Origin of the sequence: Halococcus salifodinae DSM 8989, assembly GCF_000336935.1 — an archaeon.
In the GTDB taxonomy this organism is placed as follows: Archaea; Halobacteriota; Halobacteria; order Halobacteriales; family Halococcaceae; genus Halococcus; species Halococcus salifodinae.
The window spans coordinates 1-23,346 of sequence record NZ_AOME01000069.1; the positions used below are offsets into that span (position 1 = coordinate 1).

The window sequence follows — 23,346 nt, forward strand, 5'->3', positions numbered from 1 at the left end:
CGCGAGTTCCGAGAGATCACCCTGATGTGTGTCGTCTACAACATCAAACGCTCCGTCAAGCAGTGAAATCCACCGCCCTATGGCGATTCAACACAGCCCTTTGAACTGTTCGATACTCAGTGGAACCTGCGTGCCATCCAGCCGATGAATAACAGGTTCACAACCGAATTCACGGCGTACCGAATACGTCTGTCCTTTATTGGTCGAAAGATGTATCTCAACCATCCCGTCTTCACCGAGCGTTGCCTCAACCAGTTCTTCGTATTCATCCTTGATGCGACCAACGCGTGGCGGGATATCCAGCGCGTAACGGATCTGCTCAACGACAGTCGACTTGCCGGTCCCCTTCCCGCCGATGAGGCAGTTTAGCCCCTTGTTTAATTGCAATTCTTTGTTTTCGAAGAATTCTCCCTTACATCTGATCCCAGTAACCGCTGCTTGGTTACTGTGACTCTCGTCAAGCGAAATCCGCGACTCTGGGTCACGCAACGCCATCTGAAGGCCTTCGAACGAGGGTTCTGCCATCTTCATGTACGTGGTTCGAGAGCCGATTTGGTCGGATTGGTGGGCGTCTGAAGATGTGATCAAGGCGAACTCCGAAAATACGTCCCTATCACATGTTTCACGTTTCGTAATCTCCAGTGCCGCCACCTTCTGTTCGTCAAATATATCCTCCTTAATAGGGTTATTCCGATCGAATTCAAAGTCGGCACCAGCCTTTTTGTCAATATGTGCAAGAATAGGAAGTCCATCGTTGTCTTTTATTCGGTTGCAAATTTCCCAGATCGACTCGCTAGCTTGCGTATTCCCTGCTTCTACCGGGTCAATACCGATATTGTTCAGGACGTAGTTGACCTTGTTAGCGTTTTCCGGTGGAAATATCGCTGTCATGTGGACACGCCGCTTTGCACCCTGAGACGTAGTAATTTCGACGCCGGGGAGGACTTCAAGATCGGTGTCTGTTGCTGCATCTCGAATCTCTTGGTACCAACCCTGGCAATCATGGTCGGTTATCGCTATAAGTTCGATATCTTTTGCTATTATTGCCCCAACAAACTCTTCAGGACAGATGTCTTCATCTACATCATAAGAGCCAGGAGTGTGAACGTGGAGGTCTGTTTTGACGAACGTCGCACCATTCGTAGAACGTGTAATCGGAGAGATTTCAGTCATTGTTATACTCTGTTAGCTAAGGACGGTATGTGTGACAACAACTCGGACGACTAATATTTGTATCTTTTGCGTGTTCTCACATTCACTCCAAAAGATTTTGTCGCCCCTGACTCTGCAGTTCCTGGGTAGTAGCTACGAAAGCAAGTTATGAGGGTCCACTGGCAACGAGACACCACCAGTACACTAAGCGATCCTCGATCCGAACCACATTGACAACCATAGATGGCCACTAAGCGCCGAAAACGCCCGCTGTTCCACGTCTCTCCTCGGATAGCGTTTTCACGTTTTCGGCCGTAGACGACGTATGCGAGCGTACAAAGCGAAGGCGGTCGAGCGCATCGAACTCCCCGATCGCGAGGCGCGCGAGCGCCACCTCCGTGAGGCGGGCTACAACGCCTTCGAACTCGACGCCGATGCGGTGTTCGTCGATCTCCTGACAGACAGCGGGACCGGGGCGATGAGCGACGAGCAGTGGGCGGCGCTACACCGCGGCGACGAATCGTACGCCGGCAGCGAGAGTTTCCAGCACCTCGAATCCGCGGTCGAAGACGTGATGGGCTTTTCGCGCATCGTCCCTGCCCACCAGGGCCGCGGCGCGGAGAACGTCCTCTATGGCGCGCTGCTTGCGGAGGGCGATTACGTCCCGAACAACACCCACTTCGACACGACCCGAGCGCACATCGCGAACGCGGGTGGCGAGCCCGTCGACTGCCCGATCGAGAGCGAGTCGGGGGACGCATTCCAGGGAAACCTCGATGTCGATGCGGTTCGGGAGCTCGCGAGCGAGGTCGGCGCAGAGCGGATCCCCGCCGTCGTCGTCACGATCACGAACAATTCGCTGGCCGGACAGCCCGTCAGCATCGAGAACCTCCGTGCGGCGCGCACCGTCGCGAACGACCTCGACGCACGGCTCATCGTCGACGCCTGCCGGTTCGCCGAGAACGCCTACTTCGTCACGCAGCGTGAGGCCGAGTTCGAGGACGAAAGCGTCGCCGACGTGGCCCGCGAGCAGCTCGCGGTCGCCGACGCGATCGTGGTGAGTGGGAAGAAGGACGGCCTCGCCAACGTTGGCGGGTTCGTCGGCGTGCGCGCGGACGACGACGAACTGTACGAACAGGCCCGACAGCGTGGAATTCTCTACGAGGGCTTTTCGACCTACGGCGGGATGGCGGGCCGCGATCTCGAAGCGATGGCGGTCGGGCTGCGCGAAGCGGTCGAGAAGCCCTACGTCGAATCGCGCGTCGAGCAGGTCGCCGAACTCGGTGAGTTGCTTCAGGAGGTCGGCGTGCCGATCCGCACGCCGACCGGCGGTCACGCGGTCTACGTCGACGCTGGCGCATTCCTGCCTGAAATTCCCCGCGAGGAGTTCCCGGGCCAGGCGCTCGTCTGCGCGCTCTACCGCGAGGGCGGCGTTCGCGGGGTCGAACTCGGCGAGCTCGCCTTCCCCGGAACCGAACGAGACCAGCTCGTCCGGCTCTGCCTTCCCCGCCGGACGTACTTCCGGGACCACCTCGAACACGTCGCCGAGACGTTCGCGGCGGTCGCGGAGCGCCGCGATGAGCTCTCGGGGTACGAGATCGTCGACGAACCCGAAATGAAGGAACTGCGCCACTTCAGCGCCGAACTTCGACCGATCGAGTGAGAAATACGGTGCGGTGAGTCGTCTACCGGGCGGTCAGTCGACGACCTGCTGGCAGTCGCCACAGAGGTGCTGTCGTTTGACGTCGACCTCGCGTACCGTCGGCGAGAAGTTCATCACGCATCGGTCGTCGTCGCAGTGTTCGAGGCCGAGCGTGTGGCCGATCTCGTGGACGACCTCTTTGCGGACGCGCTCTGAGAAGACATCGTCCTCGGTGCGTTCGGAGCGGCCGCCGTCGGCGGGTGTCTGGAGCCGGTAGGTCGAGACCACGCTGCCGTTGCCCGAGAGGTAGGCGAGCCCGAACACGTAGTTGCGCCGGCGGTAGAAGAGATCCTGGGTGGTGAGAGCGATGTTCTTCTCGGCCGCGCCGACCCGACCCGCGAGTTCGATGAACGCCTCGGCACGGTACTGCCCGCGGCCCTCGTCGTAGGCGTCAGCCGGGAGCGAACGGGCGTCGTGGAGCGTGGCGTCGCAGTCGTAGACCGATCGGAGCCCGGCCGAGGCTGCCCGCGTGATCGACGCGGGGACGTCGCCGACCGGCACGATGTCGACGTGCATGCGAAGGGATTAGGACTCCCCAATCATAAACACCCCGACGTGAACCCCCTCACTCGCGCCCTCGCCGCGCGCCTCGCGGAGTTCGATCGGCTCGTCGAGGTCGGCGTCGGCACGCGAACCGGACTCGCCGGTGCGCTCGCCGACACGGGCGCGACCGTGACGGCGACTGATATCCGTTCGTGTTCGGTACCTGACGGCGTCGCGTTCGTCCGCGACGACGTGACTGACCCCACCCTCGAAACCTACGCCGACGCCGACGCGATCTACGCGCGCAACCTCCCGCCCGAACTCCACCGGCCGGCGCGCGATCTCGCACGAGAGGTCGATGTCTCGTTTCTGTTCACTACGCTCGGCGGCGAGTTCCCGACCGTGCCGACCGCGACCGAAACCCTCCCCGGCGGCACGCTGTTCCGGGCGACCGAGCGCGGCCCTGTCGGGAGCAGACGAGGCGAGAACGTACGGGCTCCCGACCGACGGGGCGCACGCGGCGACGCGGGGCGACGACGGGGCGAGCGCGCATGAGAGGCGATGCGGTCGTGCTCGATGTCGACGGTGTGCTCGTGGACGTCGCTGACTCGTACCGCCGGGCGGTCGTCGAGTCGGTCGCGACGGTGTACGACGAGACCATCGAGAGGGACGATCTCCAGGCGTTCAAGGACGCCGGCGGGTTCAACGACGACTGGGAACTCACTCACGCGATCGCGCTCCACGTCCTCGCGTCGCGCGAGGGCCTCGACATGACGATCGACGAGTTCACGGATCATATCGCGGGAACGGGCGGCGGGCTCGACGCCGCCGAGACGGTGGTCGCAGACAGTCTCGCACCCGCCGAACGCGAGCGCGTGCTCGCGACGTGGGACCGCGACCGACTCCGCGATGTCTTCCAGCAGCACTATCTCGGGCGCGAGCTCTACCGCGAACTCGAAGGCGGCGAGCCGGAGCCCGAAATCGCCGGTGAAGGATTCATCAACGATGAGCCCACCCTCGTCGATCCGGCGACGATCGACTGGCTGACGACCGATTTTTCGGTCGGCGTCCTCACCGGCCGTCCGGCCGCCGAGGCCGACATCGCGCTCGACAGGGTGGGGCTCGACGTGCCCGACGACCATCGGTTCACGATGGACGACCCCGCGCCCGGCAAACCCGATCCGACGGCACTCGTCGCGCTCGCCGAGGAGTTCGACGCCCGGCGGACGGTCTTCGTCGGCGACACGCTCGACGACGTCCGGACGGCAACGAACGCGAACGAGACCGACCCCGACCGCGAGTACCTCGGTATCGGTGTACTGACCGGCGGACTCACTGGCGAACGCGGCCGCGAGAAGTTCGACCGAGCGGGTGCGGAGGCTGTGGTCGAGACGGTGAACGATCTCGACGGACTGCTGGAACCGACGTAATCGGCCATCCCTGCTTGGTGCGAGCCGGGTTTCTGGCGACGTCGTCCGTTTGCGCGTCACATCGTCGAAACACATATTCACCAATCAAACGGGACAATAGCATGGCGAAGTCGCGCTTTCGACAGTTCCTCGCGATGTCGCTGGCTGTCGTGGCGCTCGCGTTCTTCCTCGGCGCGGTCCTCGCACCACCCGACCCGTTCACACAGCTCTACTACACGATCCCGGTTTTGGTGGTCGGCATTCCGTACTCGTACTGGCGTGTCTATCGCGCCGAGGGCGGCGGACGCCCGATCGACCACGGGTGACGCTCGCAACGCTTATTCGCCACACGGAGAAGGGTACGCCATGCGGATCGCACTCCTCGGCGGCACGGGCGACATCGGCGAAGGGCTCGCACTACGATCGACGCGCGACACCGACCACGAGATCGTCGTCGGCTCGCGCGATCCCGAGAAGGCCCGCGATCGCGCCGCGGTCTACGAGGACGAACTCGCGGGTCGCGGCATCGACGCGAAGGTAAACGGGTTCGCGAACCCGATGGCGGCCGATCGTGCGGACGTCGCGGTCGCGTGCGTTCCGGCCTATCACCTCGCCGACACCGTCGAGGCGGTCGCGGATTCGCTCGACGACACCATCCTCGTGAGCCCCGCGGTCGGGATGCAGCGCGACGAGGGCGGGATGCACTACAACCCGCCAGGCGTCGGGAGCGTGACCGCGCTCGCAGCCGACGCCGCGCCCGAGGATGTCCCAGTCGTGGGCGCGTTCCACGGCCTCGCCGCCGGTCGGCTCGCGGACCTCGATTCGGATCTCGGCTGGGACGTGCCCGTCGTCGGTGACGACGAGGCCGCGAAAGCCACCGTGACCGCGCTCGTCGACGCCATCGACGGGCTTCGCGGGCTTGACGCCGGCCCGCTCGCGGCTGCCCCCGAGGTCGAGAGCCTCACACCGCTGCTCATCAACGTCGCAGCCAACAATGAGAGTCTCGCTGACCTCGGCGTGAGGTTCGATTGAAACGGCTACTGCGCTACTGGGATCGATCGCCCGCTCGACGTTCTTCTATTCGCCGTTCTCCTGAGCGTCGACGACGGCGACACCAGCGAGGTTCACGATGTCTTTGACCTCGTCGCCGCGCTGGAGGACGTGAACGGGTTTGTCCATGCCGACCAGCATCGGGCCGATGGCGTCCGCACCACCCAGCCGCTGGAGCAGCTTGTAGCCGATGTTGCCGGCCTCCAGATTCGGGAACACGAGGACGTTCGCGGGCCCGTCGAGATCCGAGAAACCGTAGGTACCCTCCAGGATATCGTCGACGACGGCGGTATCGGCCTGCATCTCGCCGTCGACCGGGAACTCCGCGCTGGGATCGTTGCGGAGCTGTTGTGCAGCATACCGAGGCTTGCGAGTCCCTTCGTTGTCGACGCTACCGAAGTTCGAATACGACAGCAGGGCCGCCCGCGGCTCGACGTTGAACCGCCGGGCGAGATCGGCGGTGTGGCGCGTGATCTCGGCGAGGACGTCCGCGTCGGGGTCCTGATTGACGGTGGCGTCGGCGCAGAACACTACCCGGTTTTTGAACGCGAGCATGTAGACTCCCGCTGCGTACTCGGCGTCGTCGGCGGTGCCGATCAGCTGGAGCGGCGGCCGGAGCGCCGACGGGTAGTCGTGCATTAGGCCGGTCAACATTGCGTCGGCGTCGCCCATCTCGACCATCACACTGCCGAGGTGGTTCTCGTCGCGGGCGAGGTCGGCCGCTTCGGTGCGGGTGACGCCCTTGCGCTTTCTGAGATCGTGGATCCGATCAGCGTAGGGTTCGAGGTCGTCCTCGTAGGGGTCGACGATCTCGGGCTCGAAGTCGAATCCCAGCGACTCCATCGTGGCCCAGATCTGGTCCCGGTCGCCGATGAGGACGGGCGTGGCGATGCCCTGCTCGGCGATCTGGTGGGCGGCGCGGATCATCTTCTCGTCGTCGCCCTCGGCGAGGACCACCCGCTTGGGATCGGCCTTCGCCTTGTTGAGGACGACGCGCATCATCTCACGGGATTTGCCCAGCCTGGCTTCGAGCTCCTCGACGTATTCGTCGGTGTCGAGCTCCGTCCGGGCAGCACCGGAGTCCATCGCCGCCCGCGCCACCGCGGGCGTGACCTCGAAGAGGACGCGGGGATCGACGGGTTTCGGGATGATGTAGTCGGGGCCGTACTGGAGTGGTTGGTCGCCGTAGGCTTTCACGACCGCGTCGGGCACGTCCTGCTGGGCGAGCTCCGCGAGCGCCTCGGCGGCGGCGACCTTCATGGCTTCGTTGATCTCGGTGGCGCGGACGTCGAGCGCGCCCCGGAAGATGAAGGGGAAGCCCAGCACGTTGTTGACCTGGTTGGGGTAATCCGACCGGCCGGTGGCCATGATCACCGTATCGTCGCGGGCGGCTTTGGCCTGCTCGTAGCCGATCTCAGGGTCGGGGTTGGCCATCGCGAAGACGATGGGATCGCTCGCCATCGAGCGCACCATCTCCTCGTCGACGAGTCCGCCGATCGACAACCCGACAAAGACGTCCGCGCCCGCCATCGCGTCCGCGAGATCGCCCTCCGGAACGTCGCGAGCGAACTCGCGTTTGAACTCGTTGACGTCGCCATGCTGGGCGCGTTCTTCGGTGATGATCCCCGAGGAGTCACACATCGTGATGTTCTCCTTACGCGCACCGAGCGAGACGTAGAATCGTGCGGTGGCGATCGCGCTCGCGCCCGCTCCCGAGAAGACGATCTCCAACTCCTCGAGGTCTTTGTCGGCGATGTCGGCGGCGTTCAGCAGCGCCGCGCCGGAGATGATCGCCGTTCCATGTTGATCGTCGTGAAAGACGGGGATCGACATCGACTCTCGCAGGCTCTCCTCGATCTCGAAGCATTCGGGCGCGCTGATGTCTTCGAGATTGATGCCACCGAAGGTGGGCTCCATCGCTTCGACGGTTCGAATGATCTCCTGGGGGTCGGCCTCGTCGAGTTCGATGTCGAAGACGTCGATGTCGGCGAAGCGTTTGAAAAGAACTCCTTTCCCCTCCATCACGGGTTTGGAGGCCTGCGCGCCGATGTCGCCGAGGCCCAACACTGCCGATCCATTGGAGATCACGCCCACCATGTTCCCTTTGGCGGTGTAGGTGTAGGCATCGTCGGGGTCGGCGGCGATCTCCTCACAGGCCGCAGCCACCCCCGGCGAGTACGCCAGCGAGAGGTCTCGCTGGGTGTTGGTGGGTTTGGTGGTGGCGATCTCGATCTTGCCCGGCGGCTCCTGACGGTGGTACTCCAGTGAGTCCTCGTCCAGTCCCATGCCGACCCTCTTCGGGGACGGGGTAAAAAATCTATCCGAAAGAGATTTTCGACGATCGACGAACTACGTGGCCTGTCGTGGAGTGACGCGTGGGTGCGGTTGCGGTCGGCGGTGCGGGCCTGGAGGATGAAGGGCGAGGGTGCGACCGTAGGGAGCGCCCGAGGGCTTCGGCGGTGCTGTGCGGAACGGGTGCGGTGCGGAAAGCGCCAGAAATTCTACCGCGAGCGCCAAAGGCGCTCGCGGGTATTTTTAGTCCAGGTTTTTACAAGGAGTGGTCCCCGCAGCGAGTCGGCGGAGCCGACGAGCGAGGAGACCGACGTGGTTCGAAAGACGCCGGAGGCGTCTTTCGTCATGCCGAGACGGCGGAGCCGTCTCGTAGCACAGTAAAAATGTGGTAGAGATAAGTGCGCTCAGGACGGAGTTCCGTCGATGGGACTCCGATTTCGGCACTTGGCTGCCGTCACCACCGGCATGACGTTCGCGCTCATCCTGCTCGGAGTGTACACCGCCGCGGCGGGCGCGGGACTGTCGTGTGGGGCGCGGTGGCCGCTGTGCAACGGCGCGGTGTTCGGGCTGTTCCCGGCGAACTGGCCGAGCTTCATCGAGTGGTTCCACCGCCTCGTCGCGATGATCACTGGATTCTTCATCCTCGGGACGACCTACGTGGCGTGGCGGGACGGGAAGAGCCGCCGGACCCGCATCGCGAGCACGGTCGCGCTCGTCGTGCTGCCGGTGCAGGTCCTGCTCGGCGGGGCCACCGTGACGATCTACACCGCGCTGGTCCAGGTAACTCACCACGCCGCCGCCCTCGTGATCTTCGCCGCCCTGATCGCCACCACCGTGTGGGCGTACGAAACGCCCGACACCAACCCAACGAGCGCCGGTACCGCCACCGGGATGAGCGCCGACGACTGAGGCGCTCCCCGATCCTGTTTCTCGCCGTTCGGTCGCCCGGCGCTGAACTAACATCCCGTTTTTGTGATCCAGTGTCCAGGGTCGATCGTCGATGCGCGTTTCTGGAAACGCTCTCGTCCGACTCACGGAGTGACGCCGGCGAAAGGTTGAAACGTTCGTTATCCTCACGCAGGGTATGGATCGTAACGATCTGACGACGCGACGCGGGTATCTGAGGGCGACTGGCGCGGGTGTGGCGGCACTATCGCTCGCCGGCTGTGTCGGTGGTGGTGGCGACGGAAACGGCAGCGATGGTGGAAACGAGAGCGGTGGCGGTGGAGGCGGTACCAACGGTAGTGGCGGCGGGGACGGCGGCAACGGAAGCAGTGACAACGCGAGTGACGGAAACGGCAGCGGAAGTGGAAACGAGAGCGGTGGCGACGGGAGTGACGGGAACGAGAGCGGTGATTCGGCCGAACAGGAGACCATCGTGATCGGCTCGGACATCCCGTACAAGCCGTTCGAGTATCGCACGAACGACGACGAACTCGTCGGGTTCGACGTCGGGATCGCCGATGCGGTCTTCGGCGAACAGTTGGGCATGACGCCGAACTTCAAACCCACCGCGTTCGACACCATCATCCCGTCGCTCAACAACGGTAACTTCCGGGTCATCATGAGCGCGATGACGATCAACGACGAGCGCGCACAGAAGGTCGACTTCTCGAACCCGTACTTCACGGCGTATCAGACCATCGTCGTGCTCCAGAACAGCGATATCTCCGCGAAGGAGGATCTGAAAGGCAAGAGCGTCGGCGTCCAGAAGGGGACGACCGGCGAGGGCGCTGCCGAGGGGTTGAAAGAGGAGTTCGACGGCGACCTCACCATCCAGTCCTACGACCAGATCCCCGGCGCGTTCAGCGCACTGAACAACAACCAGGTCGTCGCGGTCATCAACGACAACACCGTCAACGGCCAGTTCGTCGACGAGAACTCGGACATCGCCCGGTTCGTCGAGGGCGAAGGCGAGGCCGCCGATCAGGGCAAGAACGCCCCGCCGTATCTCACCCTCACCGTCGAGGAGTACGGTATCGCCTTCCGGAAGGACGACGATGACCTCAAAAAGCGGGTGAACGAGGCGATCGCTACCATCAGGGACGACGGCACCTACGAGGAGATCTACAACGAGTACTTCGACGCCTGAACCACCAACAGCTATCACTGCGTCCTGCTAACTATCATCAATGACCGAGTCATATTCGGACGCGACCACGACGGACGATACCGGGAATCGGTTGCTCAACGACAACACGCTGAAGTGGGTCGGTGTCGCCGTCGCCGGCGTGTTCACCCTCGGTGTCGCGGCGTTTCTCGCGTACATCGTGATCGTGCAGGTCGACTTCGACCTCCTCGTGGAGGTGGTCCATCCACAGTTCACCGACGCGTTCGTCACGGTGCTTCGCATCGTCGTCATCAGCAGCGTGCTGTCGGTCATCGCCGGCGTCGCCGTCGGTCTCGGGCGTGTCTCCCAGACGCGGTTCACGCGAGCGATCGCGCGCGGGTATATCGAGTTCTTCCGCGGAACGCCGCTGCTCTTCCAGCTGATGGTCATCTTCCTCGGCGTGCCGACGTTCTGGCCGCCGGGCGCGTTCCCGATCACGAACTTCGCGGTGCCCGCGGCCATCATCGGGCTGACGCTGAACCACGCGGCGTACATCGGCGAGGCGATCCGCGGCGGTATCGAGGCCGTGCCGGACGGTCAGATGGAGGCCGCCCGCTCGCTCGGGCTCTCGTACATCCAGTCGATGCGCGAGGTCGTGCTGCCGCAGGCGTGGCGCAACGCCTTGGCAGCCATCGGTAACGACCAGGTCATCCTCGTGAAGGACACCTCGCTGCTGACCGTGATCGCGGTGCCGGAGCTCATCAGCGCGTTCCGGAACGTCAACAGCAACAACTTCGATGCGTGGACCCCGATCGTCATCGTCGCGGTCGCGTATCTCCTGATCACCATCCCGCTCGGCAAGCTCGTCAGCTATCTCGAAGCGCGCGCCGACCCCGCGAGTGATCGACGATGAGCCGGTCACACGACGCGTCGCTCGTCGAGTTCGAGGGCGTGAACAAGTACTTCGGCGAGGCACACGTGCTGACGGACATCGATCTCGCGATCGACGATCAGGAGGTCTGTGTCGTCGTCGGCCCGAGCGGCAGCGGGAAGTCGACGCTGCTGCGGTGTGCAAACAGGTTGGAGGAGATCCAGTCGGGTGACATCCGACTGGCGGGCGAGTCCATTTCAGCTCCGGGCGCGAACGTCGACCGGCTCCGCCAGCGCATCGGGATGGTGTTCCAGAGCTTCAACCTCTTCCCCCACAAGACCGCGCTCGAAAACGTCACGCTCGGCCCGATGAAGGTGCGCGGACTCTCGAAGGCCGAGGCCACCGATCGCGCCGAGGGACTGCTCGATCGAGTCGGGCTCTCGGCCCAGTCCGACTCCTACCCGAACGCGCTTTCGGGTGGTCAACAACAACGGGTCGCGATCGCCCGTGCGCTCGCGATGGAGCCCGAGGTGATGCTGTTCGACGAGGTGACGAGCGCGCTCGACCCCGAGCTCGTCGGTGAGGTGCTCGAAGTGATGCGGGGTCTCGCCGAGGAAGGGATGACGATGATGGTCGTGACCCACCAGATGGGGTTCGCCCGCGAGGTCGGCGACCGCGTCGTCTTGATGTCCGAGGGTCGGATCGTCGAGACCAGCGAGCCGAAACGCTTCTTCTCGGATCCCGACACCGAACGCGGCCAGCAGTTCCTCTCGCGGCTGCTCTGACTACAGCTCGGTGACGACCTCGATCCCCCGCGTTTCGTACTCGTCCATCGCGGCGAGCCGATCGGAAACGTCGTCGAGTCCGACCTCGCGCGTGACGAGGCGGCCGGGGTCGAGAACGTCGCTCTCGACGAGGCGGAGCACCTCGTCGTAGCCCGTCGGCGACAGGCCGCGAACTCCTAAAAAGTCGATCTCTCCCCGGGCGATCGCGTCGGTCGGCAGCGCGATCTCGCCGCGCTCGGCGTCGGTCGTGAGCCCGACCTGGACGTGACGGCCGCGCCGCTGGAGACTCTCGACCGCGTCGCGGCACGTCTCCTGCCGCCCGAGCGCGTCTATCGTGACGTGCGCGCCGCCGTCGGTAAGCGCCGCGATCGCTCCCGGCACGTCGTTCGTTTCTGCTCCGTTCACCGTCTCGGTTGCGCCGATCTCGCTCGCAAGGTCGAGAGTCGCGTTGTCGACGTCGACCGCGACGACCCGTGCGCCGAGCGCGTTCGCGATCTGCACCGCTGAGAGTCCGACGCCGCCACAGCCGAACACCGCGACCCACTCGCCGGCCGCGATGTCGGCGCGGCGGACGAGCGCGTTGAACGCCGTGACGTACCGACAGCCGAGCGCTGCCGCGTCGACCGGCGCGACGCCTTCCCCGAGTGCCGTGAGGTTGTACGCGGCATGGGGGACGTGAACCCGCTCGGCGAACGCTCCCGGTGCAGCGGGCTCGAACCCCAGCGCGCGATCGTCGGGACAGACGTTCCCGTGGCCGGTCACGCACGCCCCGCAGTCACCACACCCGAGATTGAACGGCACCGCGACGCGTTCGCCGCCCTCGAAGGGCGTAACGTGATCGCCGGTTTCGACGATCCGGCCGACGGGTTCGTGACCGAGGATCTGCCCACGAGGAACTTTGTCGTCGGCCCACTCGCCGTGGCCCTGCCACGCGTGCCAGTCGCTCCGGCAGATGCCGCAGGCCTCGACCGCGACCACGGCTCCGTGGTTCTCGACGTCGGGCGGAGCGATCGACTCGATCGCGAGCGGTTCGCCGTACTCGTGGAGGACTGCGGCGCGCATGCGCGGCGTTCGTCCCGGACGGTCAAAAGCCTCGCCGACCGTCACGGGCCAGTTCAGTAGAAGTCCGCGAGACCGGACTGGGAGTCGTCGGCTGCGGAATCGTCGCCAGCGCTCTCGTCCCGGTCGTTCTCGTCTTCTGCATCCGTCGACTCCGCAGCCGTGCCGTCCGTGCTCGACTCGCCATCCGGGTCGTCGCTCGTTTCCGGTTCCTCGGTGGTTCGCGTCGCGCCCTCGAACGCGCCCTCGGCGTGCGAGACCGCCTCCTCGTCGCGGCGTTCCGCGGCGTCGGCGACGATCTTCTGTACTTTGTTGGTATCCTTCCCGCTGCCGGTAATGTGGGCGACGTGCTCGGCGTCGAGATCATATCTGGCGGCCATCGTCACCGTCAGCTCCCGGTTCGTACAGTGGTGGGTCATCGCCGACAAAAATGGCATGACGTCGTTGCGCGCGCTCGCCATGCTCATCCCGCCGGTTTCGGCGATGTGTTGGGCGACGTAATCGCGCTTCTCGCGTGTGCCCCGCGATCGTCCGAGTTTCGACCAGTAGCTCGGCGGGCCGTACCGCGTCCAGCCACCCTTCGGCTCCCGTCTCGCGGCCGCGACGCCCGCCGTCATCGCGTCGCCGGCGTAGCGCCAGTACGAGTAGTCCTGGGTGGCTCGCACCCGCCCGAGCCAGCGGTCGGCGTTCGCGAGGTTGTCGTAGGCGTCGGCGAGTTCAGGCCCGTGAAAGTCCTTCGGGACGTTGTCCTCGATCCAGTTGATGAGGTCGTCGGGGGTCTCGTCGACGTCGTAGGAGGATCGGAGTGCGCTTTCTGCGTCCTCCTCTTTGATGAGCGCGTCGAGGAAATCGAAGATTCCGGTCGTGCGATCGCGGTCGCCGGTGACCACGGCCTCGGCGGTGAGTTTCTCGTTCACCTCCGCGAGCGCCTGGAGGTCGTTGACCGCCCCCCGGAGATCGCCGCTGTTGGCCTCGGCGATCGCCTCCAGGGCGTCGGATTCGTACTCGACGTCCTCCCGGCGGCAGATGTCACGGAGCACGGGCAGGATCGAGCGTGCCCCGACGTCTCGGAACTCGATCGTCTCGCAGGCGTTGCGGAGGGAGTTCGACATGTCGTAGAACTCGTTGGCGATGAGGATCATCGGCTGGCCGGCCTCCTTCACGAGGCTCGTGATCGCGCGCGAGCCGCCACGGTCGACGTTCCCGTGGAGGTTGTCGGCCTCGTCCATGACGACGAGCCGTCGGCCCGCCCCACCCTCGGTGAGCGTGCCGGATTTGGCGGCCTCGCCCGCGATCCGCTCGACGACCGCCTTCGTGCGCTGGTCGGAGGCGTTGAGCTCGATCGTCGGCCAGTCCATGTCGGCCGCGAGCGCGTGGGCTGCCGAGGTCTTCCCGACGCCTGGCGCGCCGTGGAGAATGACGGCTTCTCCATGTGCGTCCCACGTCTCGGCCCACTCGGCGAGTGCATCTCGGGCTTTGTTGTTGCCACGCACTTCCGAGAGCGTCGACGGACGATACTTCTCGGTCCAATCAACCATTGTCGGCGTTACACGCGAACCGTGGTTAGGTGTTCCGAACGAACTCGAAGTGCGTCGAGAGCGGGATGCGTTCCATCAGTCGAACCGCGTGTTCGGCCGCTCGAACCCGCGCGCGAACGTCTCCTCGTCGATCGTCAGCACCGTCGGCCGGCCGTGCGGGCACGCGAACGGCTGCTCGCACGCGCCGAGGCGTTCGACCAGCCTGGCGGCGTCCTCGCCGGTGAGGGAGTCGCCGGCTTTGAGCGAGGGGTGACACGCGACATCCTTCAAAAGTTCCTCGCGTGGGTTTTCTGGCCCGTCGCCAGCGAGGAACGCGTCGAGCACGTCGTGAACGGCCGACGGTTCCGCGACGCGGCCGAGCGGCGCGGGCAGTCCCGTCGCCCGGTACGCTCCGCTATCGGCTTCGATCCGAAAGCCGAGCGCGTCGAGGGCCTCGGCGTTGGCGTCCACGAGCGCTGCCTCCGCGGCCGTCAGCGAGAGCGACGTCGGCTCGATCGGAACCGAATCGATCCCGTCGTCGAGCGCTTCCCGGAGGCGTTCGAAGTTGATCCGCTCGTGGGCGGCGTGCTGGTCGACCACGAGGAGATCGTCGTCGGCCTCGCACAGGAGGTAGAGGTCGCGGAACTGGCCGATGACCCCGATCGCGTCGAACGTCGACTCGCACGCGGGCTCGCCGAGCGACGAGTCGAGATCGAACGCGATCTCTCCCGTGTGTGCGAGGTCCTGAGTCGCGAGCGCCGCCGAGACGGCCTGCTCGACCACCTCGGCGACTGCATCCGGATCGGCGAACGCGACTTCGTCCTTCGATGGATGGACGTTGACGTCGACCTGCTCCGGTGGCAAAGCGACGTCGACCACGGCGATCGGATACCGATCGTCGGGCAGCAGACTACCGTACCCCCGCGTCACGGCGTTCCTGACGGTCGTGTCGTCGAGCGCGCGGCCGTTGATCGCGGTGGTGACGTGTGCCGGCGTCGACCGAGTGATGGAGGGATAGACCACGAGCCCGCTCACGCTGACCCCGTCGGACGACTGGTTGTCGCCACCCTCGTCTTCGTCTCCCCGACGGAACACGGTGCTCTGGCTCGCCGCCTCGCGGTCGTACACCCCGAGGATCGCGTCGGTGTAGCTCATCGAACCAGGAGTCGAGAGGACAGTTCTATCGTCGTGGGTCAGCGAGAATCGCACGTCTGGATGGGTCAGCGCGTAGTCCGAAACCGTCTCGCTGATCCGGGCGAACTCGCGTTTCGGCGTGGCGAGGGACTTCCGGCGTACCGGCGTGTTGGCGAACAGATCGGTGGCCGAGACCGTGGTGCCGACCGCCCGGCCCGCCGGCCCCGTCGTTTTCTCCTCGCCATCGACGACGACCCGTGTGCCGGCCGCTCCGCTCTCTTCGGCCTTCGTGGTGAGTTCGAGGCGCGCGACCTGCGCGATGCTCGGCAGCGCTTCGCCCCGGAAACCGAGGGTCGCGACGCGCTCGACGTCGTCCACGTCGTGAATCTTGCTTGTTGCGTGGCGCTCGACGGCGAGGCGGGCGTCGGCCTCGGTCATCCCGTGGCCGTCGTCCGCGACCTGGACGAGATCGAGACCTGCGTTCTCGACGGCGATCTCGATGCTGTCAGCGCCGGCGTCGAGCGCGTTCTCCACGAGTTCGGTCACGACGCTCGCAGGCCTGGTGACGACCTCGCCGGCCGCGATGCGTTCGATCGTTACCGTACTGAGTTCAGTGATTCTCGTCATCGAGTCGGCGTTTGAGCCCGTCGAGCCGGACGAGCGCCTCCACGGGCGTCGTCTCGGCGATCCGTAGGCTCCGTAGTTCGGCTACGATCTCGGCGCGGATAGCGGCTTCGTCCCGGTCGGTTTCGGCCGCGGAATCGGCGTCGGCACGGCCGCTGCTGTCGTCCGCTTCACCACCGTGGCCGCCGTCAGCAGGGCCGCCGTCATCGTGGCCATCTCGCTTGTCGTCTCCACTCGGTCGATCCCGGCCGGCGGTCCCCGACACGAGGTCGCGTGAGCGCTCGACGACCGGATCGGGAACGCCCGCCATCCGTGCGACGTCGACCCCGTAGGATGCCGAGGCGGCCCCCTCGGTCACCGTGTGAAGGAACGTCACCTCTCCGTCGGTTCGATCGGCGGCGAACTGGAGGGTCTGGACGCCGTCGAGCTCCGCAGCAATCTCTGTGAGATCGTGGTAGTGAGTCGCAAACAGCGTGGTCGCACCGATCTCGTCGTGGATGAACTCCGTCACCGCTCTGGCGATCGCTTCGCCGTCGGTGGTGCTGGTCCCCCGACCTACTTCATCGAGGAGGACGAGCGAATCCGCGGTCGCGCCGTGGAGGATGTCGGTGAGTTCGCTCATCTCGCGCATGAACGTCGACTGGCCGCCCGCGATGTCGTCGCTCGCGCCGACTCGTGTGAACACTCGGTCGACGATCGGGAGGCGTACCTCCTGGGCCGGCACGAAACTCCCCATCTGGGCGAGGATCGCGATCAGCGCGATCTGGCGCATGTACGTCGATTTGCCCGCCATGTTCGGCCCGGTCACGATGGCGAACGGTTCCTCGCACAGGTCGGCGTCGTTCGGCACGAACTCGGCGTGGCGTTCGACCACCGGATGCCGGCCGTCGCGGATCGCGATACCGTCGTTGCCGAATTCGGGCCGGGCGTAGTCGTTCTCGACGGCGATGTCCGCGAGCGTACAGAGCACGTCGAGGGTCGCGAGATGGTCGGCGAGGTGCTGGACGCGGTCGGTTTCGGCGGCGATCTCGTCCCGGATGTCGGTAAAGAGCTGGTGTTCGCGCGAATCGGCGCGCTCGGCCGCACCGAGGATTTCGTCCTCGCGGCGCTCGAGTTCGGGCGTGTAGAACCGCTCCGAGTTCTTGAGCGTCTGCCGGCGGGTGTACTCCTCGGGCACCGCATCGAGGTTCGCGTTCGTGACCTCGATGTAGTAGCCGTGGACCTCGGTGTGACCCACCGACAGCGAGTCGATCCCGGTCCGCTCGCGTTCGCGGTCTTCGAGGCTCGCCACCCACTCGCGGCCCTCGCGTGCGGTCGACCGGAGGTCGTCGAGATCGTCGTCGAACCCCTGCGCGATGACGCCGCCCTCGGTGATCTCGGCGGGGGGTTCGGCTTGAATCGCGCGACCGATCAGTCCCCGGACGTCGTCGAGCCCGTCGAGTCCTTCTCGACACTCCACGAGCAGATCGGACTCGGCATCCGACAGCACCTCTCGAAGCCGTGGCACGACGTCGAGCGTCGTCTTCAGCGCGCGGAGGTCGCGGGCGTTCGCCCGGCCGCGCGAAACGCGCGCCACGAGTCGCTCGATGTCGTACACTTCCCGCAGGAGTTCGCGGGCCTCCTCGCGGACGAGCGATTCGTGCGTCAACTCCTCGACGGCGTCGAGGCGTGCCTCGATCACCGCCTGATCGAGCAGCGGACGACGGAGCCAGTGATCGAGTTCCCGCCGCCCGAGCGCACACGTGGTCTCGTCGAGCACCGCCACGAGTGTGTGGTCGTCGCCGCCCGCGTGGTTCTCGAAGACGTCGAGGCTCCGGAGTGCGGTCGCGTCGAGCCCCATGCGCTCGCGCGGATCGTACCTGGTGAGTCTGGTGACGTGGCCGAGTTCGCCCTCGGCGACTTGGGTGTGCTCCGCGTAGTCGAGCAGCGCGCCCGCGGCCCGGATCTCGGCATCGCACTCGAACACCGCCTCCGGGTTCGGTGCGTACGACGTGACGCGCTCGCGAGCGGTCTCGGGCTCGAACGCCGCCGCGTCGTGTGGCGTCACCATGCCGTCGATATCGAAATTCCCGTCCGAAATCTCCGGCGCGAGCACGACCTCCGCGGGAGCAAGCCTGTCGAGCTCGTCCTGAATCGTTCCCTGCGAATCCGCGCTCGTGGCGCGGAACTCACCGGTCGAGACGTCGACGAACGCGACGGCGTGGGTCGTTCCCGACGGTTCCACATCACCATTTCCGCTCGCTTTCGCGCTGGTTCCGCCATCGGTTTCGGTGGCAGCCGCTTCGTCCGCTGTTGGCTCGGCTGTCGTGTCGTGTGCCCCGCCCGCTGTGTCCGCTGCGTCCGCTCGCGCGAGGCAAGCGACGTAGTTGTTGCCGGGCGCGAGCAGTTCGTCCTCGACGACTGTCCCGGGCGTCACGACGCGGGTGACGGCCCGATCGACGACGCCAGTGGCCTCGTCGGCGTCCTCGATCTGCTCGGCGACTGCGATCCGGTAGCCCGCATCGAGGAGCGTTTCGACGTACGTCGCCGCGTTGTCGATCGGGATGCCCGCCATCGGGTAGGTTCCCGTGCTGTCCTCGCGCTGGGTAAGGGTGATCTCGAGTTCGCGCGAAATCGTCTCCGCCGCCCCGCAGAACGCTTCGTAGAAATCGCCCATCTGAAAGAGGAGGAGTGCGTCGTCGTACGCCTCACACAGCTCGACGTACTGCGTCATCATCGGGGTGAGGTCCTCGCGACTCGCCGTCATCCCTTCCGGCGGTCCGAGCGCGGCATCCATACTCGCCCGCGGAACGGCATCGTACAAAGACTTGCGGGTGATCTCGGTGAACGCTTTTGTTCCGGGGATCTCATTTCGAATCATGTTCCCCGAGCGCATCGAAACCGATCGACTGGTACTCGAACGTCTCTGTCACGAGAACGTCGACCTCCAGGCGTTCTATCGCATCTGTTCGGACGCTGATGGTAGTGCGGAGATGGACGAGGTCACCCAGTACATGCCGTGGGAGCCCCACACGACGATCAACGAATCGAAAGAGTTCATCGATGGGGCGGAAAAGCGGTGGAACGAAGACGAGAGCGCGGACTACGCCATTCGTCCTGCCGACGGCGAGGACGGCGCGGGCGAGTTCGCCGGCGTCGGCTCGCTGCATCCCGACTGGGATCGGCGTACCGGCGGCCTCGGGACGTGGCTCCGCAAGCGCTTCTGGGGCCGTGGCTACTCGGGCGAGCGCGCGGCGGCGCTGATGGAACTCGCCTTCGAACGCCTCGATCTCGAAGTGGTCGCGGTCACCCACCACGCCGACAACGAGAAATCCAAACGAGCGATCGAGAAGTACATCGAAGCCCACGGCGGTCGCTGCGATGGTCGTCTGCGGAACTGGGTGCCCTATGGCGACGAGGTGGCCGACGAATATCGCTACACCATCACGCAGTCGGAGTACCGCGAGGCGACCGGAGACTGAGATCGCGGGCTAATCGAGATCGCGCGCGACGAGGTTGCCCCACGGCTCGAACCCCTCGCGTCGGTAGACGCTCGCCGCACGGTCGTTTTTCGTTCCGACGTCGAGCGCGATCCGGTCGACGGGGAGATCCTGAGCGCGAGCGCATTCGTACGCCGCCGCGAGGAGATCGTCGGCGAGCCCCGTCCCGCGGGCGGACTCGCGAACGTAGAGTTCGTTCAACACCGCGGCGTCCCAGATCATCGCGAGGTCTTCGGGGAGGACGAAAACGTAGCCCGCGAGCCCGTCCTCGTCGCTCGATTCGGCGACGGTCACACAGTCGGCGTCGCGTTCGACACAGCGATCGACCCACGCGAGGTACCGCTCGCGGTAGTCCTCGGTGAGTTTCCCGTCGTACGTGTCGGCCTTTTCGCCCGCACCCAGCCCGCCGAGTTCGCGCTCGAACGCCGCCTTGCACTCCCAGAGTTCCGCTGCGTCGCGGTCGGGGTCGTACGGTCTGTGGTTCATACGCGGCGTTCGTCGGTCGGGGAGATACGGGTTCCGACAGCGCGGCCGGCACGGCGAGACTGTCGACCGAAACCGTGCTCACCGCCGCTCCCACAGCCGGGCCGCGAGGACGAACACGCTCGTGACGATCAACAGGAGCTGCCAGCCCGACTGAGCCACCGGGAAGACCCGCTCGACGTTTTCCGGTTCGGCTCCACGCGTGGGATCGACGCCGGAGTTGATGTGGACCTGCTCGGTGGAGCCACGTGCGGCCTCGGCCTCCCCACCGCCGAGTTCGACGAACGTCTGGACGAGTCCACGGTTGTTCGAGAACAGCAGTTCGCCCGAGAGGGCGTAGAACTGGTCGTGGATCGGATAGAAGAGGTTCACGCCACCACCGACGAGATCGAGACCGATGGCCGCGAACGCGACCGCAGCGACGCTCACCCACGCGATTCGCGCACCGCGAGCGTGCCACCGCCTCCGGACGAACGACGTCTCACGAACGCGGGTGTCGTAGTAGAGCAGCGCCGCTATCCCGAGAGGGAGCAGGAGGGTGTGGAGCACGGAGCGGTGGCCGCCCGGGATCAGAAATCCCGCGAAGGCATCGAGATCGGGAACGATCGTCACCGCGAGCACGATCGCGACCGCACGGGCGTCGAAGGCGTCGGCGAGCAACCCGGCGGCGAGCAGTCCCGCGAGCGCGCAGTGGACGACCGTCGATGGCACGGTCGGGGTTCGGCGCACCGGCGAATAGTCCTTCCGCCGGATTCGCTTCGCTCGTCACACTGGGGGATGGCACAGCAACCGTCCCGGAGCAGTCCACTTCCGTTCGTTCCGTGTTCGGTTCGCCGAGCGGCCGTGCTCAGGCGTCCGCGTACCGGATCAGATCGAGTTCGGCCAGCTGTGCCAGGAAGTACGACAGGGTGTCGCCGATGGGTTCGATGCGCTCGTCGGAGACGGTCGCAGCGAGCTCCTCGGCGACCTCCGCAACCGTGGTGTCCCCGTCGCAGTGACACCAGACGACGCTACCGGCCGCATCGAGCTCGAGTTCGCGCTCGGTCGGCGTATCGAACAGATCGAAGAGGAGCTCGTCGACGCGATTCCGCGGCTGACGCGGCCGCTGAATCGTCACTTTTCGACTGCCGTCGACGCACTCGCAGTCCCAGTCCTCGGTCGTGCGGATCGGCGTCGCGGTCGGGGAACGCTCGGACACGGTGCTCAGTAGAGCTCCTCGACGTCGCCCGTGTCCTTCGCCCCGCGGAGCGTGCTCGCGGCGATGAACGCGAGGAGTCCCCCGATGGCGACGACCCCGAGCCACAGCGAGAGCTGATCACCGACGCCCACGGGGAACGGGATCGTTCCGCCACTGCCGATACCGAGGATACGGATCGCGCCGACGACGATCCCCATGATCGCCTCGCCGGCGATCAGGCCTGCGGCCACGATACGACCGTTGAGAGTGGCGCGCTCGGTCGCTTCCTCGTCGCCCGTTCGCTCGACGTAGCGGGTGACGAGCGCTTTCAGCACGCCGCCGAGGAAGATCGGCGTCGCCAGGCTGATCGGGAGGTACATCCCGACCGCGAACGGCAGTACTGGAACATCCATCATGATGAGGACGACCGCGAACGTCGCACCAATCAGCACCATCCCCCAGTTCGCGGTCCCGCCGAGGACGCTCTCGGCGATCAGCGCCATCAGCCCGGCCTGCGGTGCGGGCAGGGTCTGGCTCCCGAGACCGTAGGCCTGGTTGAAGAACACGAGGATCCCGCCGGCGAACAGCGCCGACAGCCCGATCCCGATGAGCTGGGCGATCTGCTGTTTGCGCGGCGTCGCACCGAGGAGATAGCCGGTTTTGAGGTCCTGTGAGGTATCGCCGGCGACCGCGGCGGCGATCGCCACGACCGAGCCGGTGGTCAACACGATGACGGGGTCCGAGACGCCGGTCGAGCGGAGCACGACCGCGGCGATCAGGATCGTCGCGACGGTCATCCCCGAGACGGGGTTCGACGAGCTCCCGACGACGCCGACGAGATACGACGACACCGCGACGAACAGGAACGCCGCGATCACCGCGATGACCGCGCCCAACAGCCCGACCTGAACCTGTGGAACGACGACGAGCAAGATCGCGACGATGGCTGCGCCGACGACGACGATCGCCATCGGGAGATCGCGGGCGGTGCGTTTGCGGTCGGTGTCGCCGTTGAGGCCCTCGCTGAACTCCGCGCCCGCGAGCCGGACGGCATCGACGATCGTCGAGCGCATCGACGCGATCGCGTACAGCCCGCCGACGATCATCGCGCCCGCCCCGACGTAGCGGACGTAGCTGCTCCAGACCGCGTTCGCCTGCTCGAACAGCGTCCCGCCGGCCGCATCGGGGGGGACCATCCCGCCGGTGACGAGCAGCGGGATCAGCATCATCCACGAGACCAGCCCGCCGCCGAGGATGTACGCCGCGATCCGTGGCCCGATGATGTAGCCGACGCCGACGAGTGCCGGTGTGAAATCTCCGCCGAGCGCGAATCCTCGGGTGTTCGTGACCGCGAACGCACCCTCGATCGTCGTCCGGATCACGCCCCAGATGTCCGCGAGCGCCATGTAGACCGCGCCCACGATGAACCCCAGTGAGACGAACCGGACGCCGCGCCCGCCCTGCTCGCCCGCCTGAAGGACGTCCGCGCAGGCGGTCCCCTCGGGGTAGGGAAGCTCCTGGTGCTGATCGACGATGAGATAGCGCCGCATCGGGATCATGAACAGCACACCGAGAACCCCGCCGAGCAGCGAAACCGTCGCCGTCGTCACGATGTCGATCGACTCGCCGAGGAAGGCCACGCCCGCCAGCGAGAAGATCACGCCCGCAGTCAGCGACGAGCCGGCCGAGGTCATCGTCTGGACGATGTTGTTCTCGAGGATCGTCCCCTCGATCCCGATGCGTGAGAGGCCGTAAAACATCCCCATACTGATGACCGCCGCCGGAATGGAGGCGCTGATCGTCAGCCCGGCGCGCAGCCCGAGATACGCGTTCGCCGCCATCAGAACGACGTTGAGCATGAGCCCGAGCACGACCGCCTTCACCGTGAGTTCGGTCGTGCTGCTGTCGGCTGGAACGTACGGATCGACACCCGTCGTCTCCGCGGATGTGCCACTCTCCCGTGCCATATAAAACTACGACCGACTACCTTCCGGGATCGGGAAAAGATTGCGCAATCGCTTCGCTTGCGGGCGATTACCGTGTCTCAAAACAACGTCCATCCACCACGATGGCGATAGC

At 65.5% G+C, this 23,346-nt stretch carries 21 protein-coding genes; 10 read left to right on the forward strand and 11 right to left on the reverse strand.

Translation table 11 applies throughout. The features are described from left to right. Nucleotides 1-87: 87 nt before the first annotated feature. A complete protein-coding gene (locus C450_RS12200) occupies nt 88-1,173 on the reverse strand; it encodes an AAA family ATPase (protein ID WP_005043785.1) in 1,086 nt (361 codons plus the stop codon). A gap of 304 nt (nt 1,174-1,477) precedes the next feature. Between C450_RS12200 and C450_RS12205 the strand changes: the two genes are divergently transcribed. Next, complete coding sequence (locus C450_RS12205) at nt 1,478-2,815, forward strand: tryptophanase (protein ID WP_005043786.1); 1,338 nt, start codon at nt 1,478-1,480, stop codon at nt 2,813-2,815. Nucleotides 2,816-2,848: 33 nt separating this feature from the next. Here the strand turns inward: C450_RS12205 and C450_RS12210 are convergent, their stop codons facing one another. Next, the gene (locus tag C450_RS12210; RefSeq protein ID WP_005043787.1) at nt 2,849-3,370 is read right to left on the reverse strand and encodes an archaemetzincin family Zn-dependent metalloprotease; all 522 of its coding nucleotides are present in this window, start codon (nt 3,368-3,370) and stop codon (nt 2,849-2,851) included. A gap of 39 nt (nt 3,371-3,409) precedes the next feature. On the opposite strand from C450_RS12210, the gene C450_RS12215 reads away from it, so the two are divergent. The 4 genes from C450_RS12215 to npdG all read left to right on the forward strand — a co-directional run bounded on the left by C450_RS12215 (nt 3,410) and on the right by npdG (nt 5,778). Further along, complete coding sequence (locus C450_RS12215; protein WP_005043789.1) at nt 3,410-3,892, forward strand: UPF0146 family protein; 483 nt, start codon at nt 3,410-3,412, stop codon at nt 3,890-3,892. Beyond that, a complete protein-coding gene (locus tag C450_RS12220) occupies nt 3,889-4,767 on the forward strand; it encodes a TIGR01548 family HAD-type hydrolase (protein WP_005043790.1) in 879 nt (292 codons plus the stop codon). Before C450_RS12215 ends, C450_RS12220 begins: the two co-directional genes overlap by 4 nt. Nucleotides 4,768-4,868: 101 nt before the next feature. Next, the gene (locus C450_RS12225) at nt 4,869-5,072 is read left to right on the forward strand and encodes a DUF7534 family protein (RefSeq protein ID WP_005043791.1); all 204 of its coding nucleotides are present in this window, start codon (nt 4,869-4,871) and stop codon (nt 5,070-5,072) included. 40 nt (nt 5,073-5,112) lie between these two features. Beyond that, a complete protein-coding gene (npdG, locus tag C450_RS12230; RefSeq protein WP_005043793.1) occupies nt 5,113-5,778 on the forward strand; it encodes an NADPH-dependent F420 reductase in 666 nt (221 codons plus the stop codon). A gap of 45 nt (nt 5,779-5,823) precedes the next feature. Here the strand turns inward: npdG and C450_RS12235 are convergent, their stop codons facing one another. Continuing rightward, the gene (locus C450_RS12235) at nt 5,824-8,082 is read right to left on the reverse strand and encodes an NADP-dependent malic enzyme (RefSeq protein ID WP_005043794.1); all 2,259 of its coding nucleotides are present in this window, start codon (nt 8,080-8,082) and stop codon (nt 5,824-5,826) included. Nucleotides 8,083-8,511: 429 nt separating this feature from the next. Here C450_RS12235 and C450_RS12240 point away from each other — a divergent pair, with 429 nt between their 5' ends. The 4 genes from C450_RS12240 to C450_RS12255 all read left to right on the forward strand — a co-directional run bounded on the left by C450_RS12240 (nt 8,512) and on the right by C450_RS12255 (nt 11,794). Continuing rightward, nucleotides 8,512-8,997: a COX15/CtaA family protein gene (locus tag C450_RS12240; protein ID WP_049910184.1), complete on the forward strand. Its 486-nt coding sequence runs from the start codon at nt 8,512-8,514 to the stop codon at nt 8,995-8,997. Nucleotides 8,998-9,172: 175 nt separating this feature from the next. Beyond that, nucleotides 9,173-10,180: a basic amino acid ABC transporter substrate-binding protein gene (locus C450_RS12245; protein ID WP_005043796.1), complete on the forward strand. Its 1,008-nt coding sequence runs from the start codon at nt 9,173-9,175 to the stop codon at nt 10,178-10,180. Nucleotides 10,181-10,220: 40 nt separating this feature from the next. Beyond that, on the forward strand, nt 10,221-11,051 hold the full coding sequence (locus C450_RS12250) for an amino acid ABC transporter permease (RefSeq protein WP_005043798.1): 831 nt from the start codon (nt 10,221-10,223) through the stop codon (nt 11,049-11,051). Next, a complete protein-coding gene (locus tag C450_RS12255) occupies nt 11,048-11,794 on the forward strand; it encodes an amino acid ABC transporter ATP-binding protein (protein ID WP_005043800.1) in 747 nt (248 codons plus the stop codon). Before C450_RS12250 ends, C450_RS12255 begins: the two co-directional genes overlap by 4 nt. On the opposite strand, the gene C450_RS12260 is transcribed toward C450_RS12255, so the two are convergent. From C450_RS12260 to mutS, 4 genes are all read right to left on the reverse strand, one after another. Then, the gene (locus C450_RS12260; RefSeq protein WP_005043801.1) at nt 11,795-12,856 is read right to left on the reverse strand and encodes a zinc-binding dehydrogenase; all 1,062 of its coding nucleotides are present in this window, start codon (nt 12,854-12,856) and stop codon (nt 11,795-11,797) included. Nucleotides 12,857-12,909: 53 nt separating this feature from the next. Continuing rightward, the gene (locus tag C450_RS12265) at nt 12,910-14,391 is read right to left on the reverse strand and encodes a replication factor C large subunit (protein WP_005043802.1); all 1,482 of its coding nucleotides are present in this window, start codon (nt 14,389-14,391) and stop codon (nt 12,910-12,912) included. Between the two features lie 75 nt (nt 14,392-14,466). Then, nucleotides 14,467-16,131 (reverse strand): DNA mismatch repair endonuclease MutL, encoded by a 1,665-nt coding sequence (gene mutL / locus C450_RS12270; protein ID WP_005043803.1) that lies wholly within the window; start codon nt 16,129-16,131, stop codon nt 14,467-14,469. Continuing rightward, entirely contained in the window at nt 16,115-18,904 is a 2,790-nt protein-coding gene (gene mutS, locus C450_RS12275; RefSeq protein ID WP_049910194.1) for a DNA mismatch repair protein MutS, read from the reverse strand. Before mutS ends, mutL begins: the two co-directional genes overlap by 17 nt. 82 nt (nt 18,905-18,986) lie before the next feature. Here mutS and C450_RS12280 point away from each other — a divergent pair, with 82 nt between their 5' ends. Further along, nucleotides 18,987-19,589, forward strand: coding sequence for a GNAT family N-acetyltransferase (locus C450_RS12280; protein ID WP_005043805.1), 603 nt, complete (start codon nt 18,987-18,989; stop codon nt 19,587-19,589). A 9-nt stretch (nt 19,590-19,598) separates the two neighbouring features. On the opposite strand, the gene C450_RS12285 is transcribed toward C450_RS12280, so the two are convergent. The 4 genes from C450_RS12285 to C450_RS12300 form a co-directional block, all read right to left on the reverse strand. Continuing rightward, nucleotides 19,599-20,093 carry a GNAT family N-acetyltransferase gene (locus C450_RS12285; RefSeq protein ID WP_005043806.1) on the reverse strand — a complete coding sequence of 165 codons (495 nt, stop codon included), beginning with the start codon at nt 20,091-20,093 and terminating at the stop codon, nt 19,599-19,601. Between the two features lie 78 nt (nt 20,094-20,171). Continuing rightward, on the reverse strand, nt 20,172-20,801 hold the full coding sequence (locus C450_RS12290) for a metal-dependent hydrolase (RefSeq protein WP_005043808.1): 630 nt from the start codon (nt 20,799-20,801) through the stop codon (nt 20,172-20,174). Between the two features lie 136 nt (nt 20,802-20,937). Continuing rightward, complete coding sequence (locus C450_RS12295; protein WP_005043809.1) at nt 20,938-21,288, reverse strand: PqqD family protein; 351 nt, start codon at nt 21,286-21,288, stop codon at nt 20,938-20,940. A gap of 5 nt (nt 21,289-21,293) precedes the next feature. Then, nucleotides 21,294-23,234 carry an OPT family oligopeptide transporter gene (locus C450_RS12300; protein WP_005043811.1) on the reverse strand — a complete coding sequence of 647 codons (1,941 nt, stop codon included), beginning with the start codon at nt 23,232-23,234 and terminating at the stop codon, nt 21,294-21,296. Nucleotides 23,235-23,346: the final 112 nt, after the last annotated feature.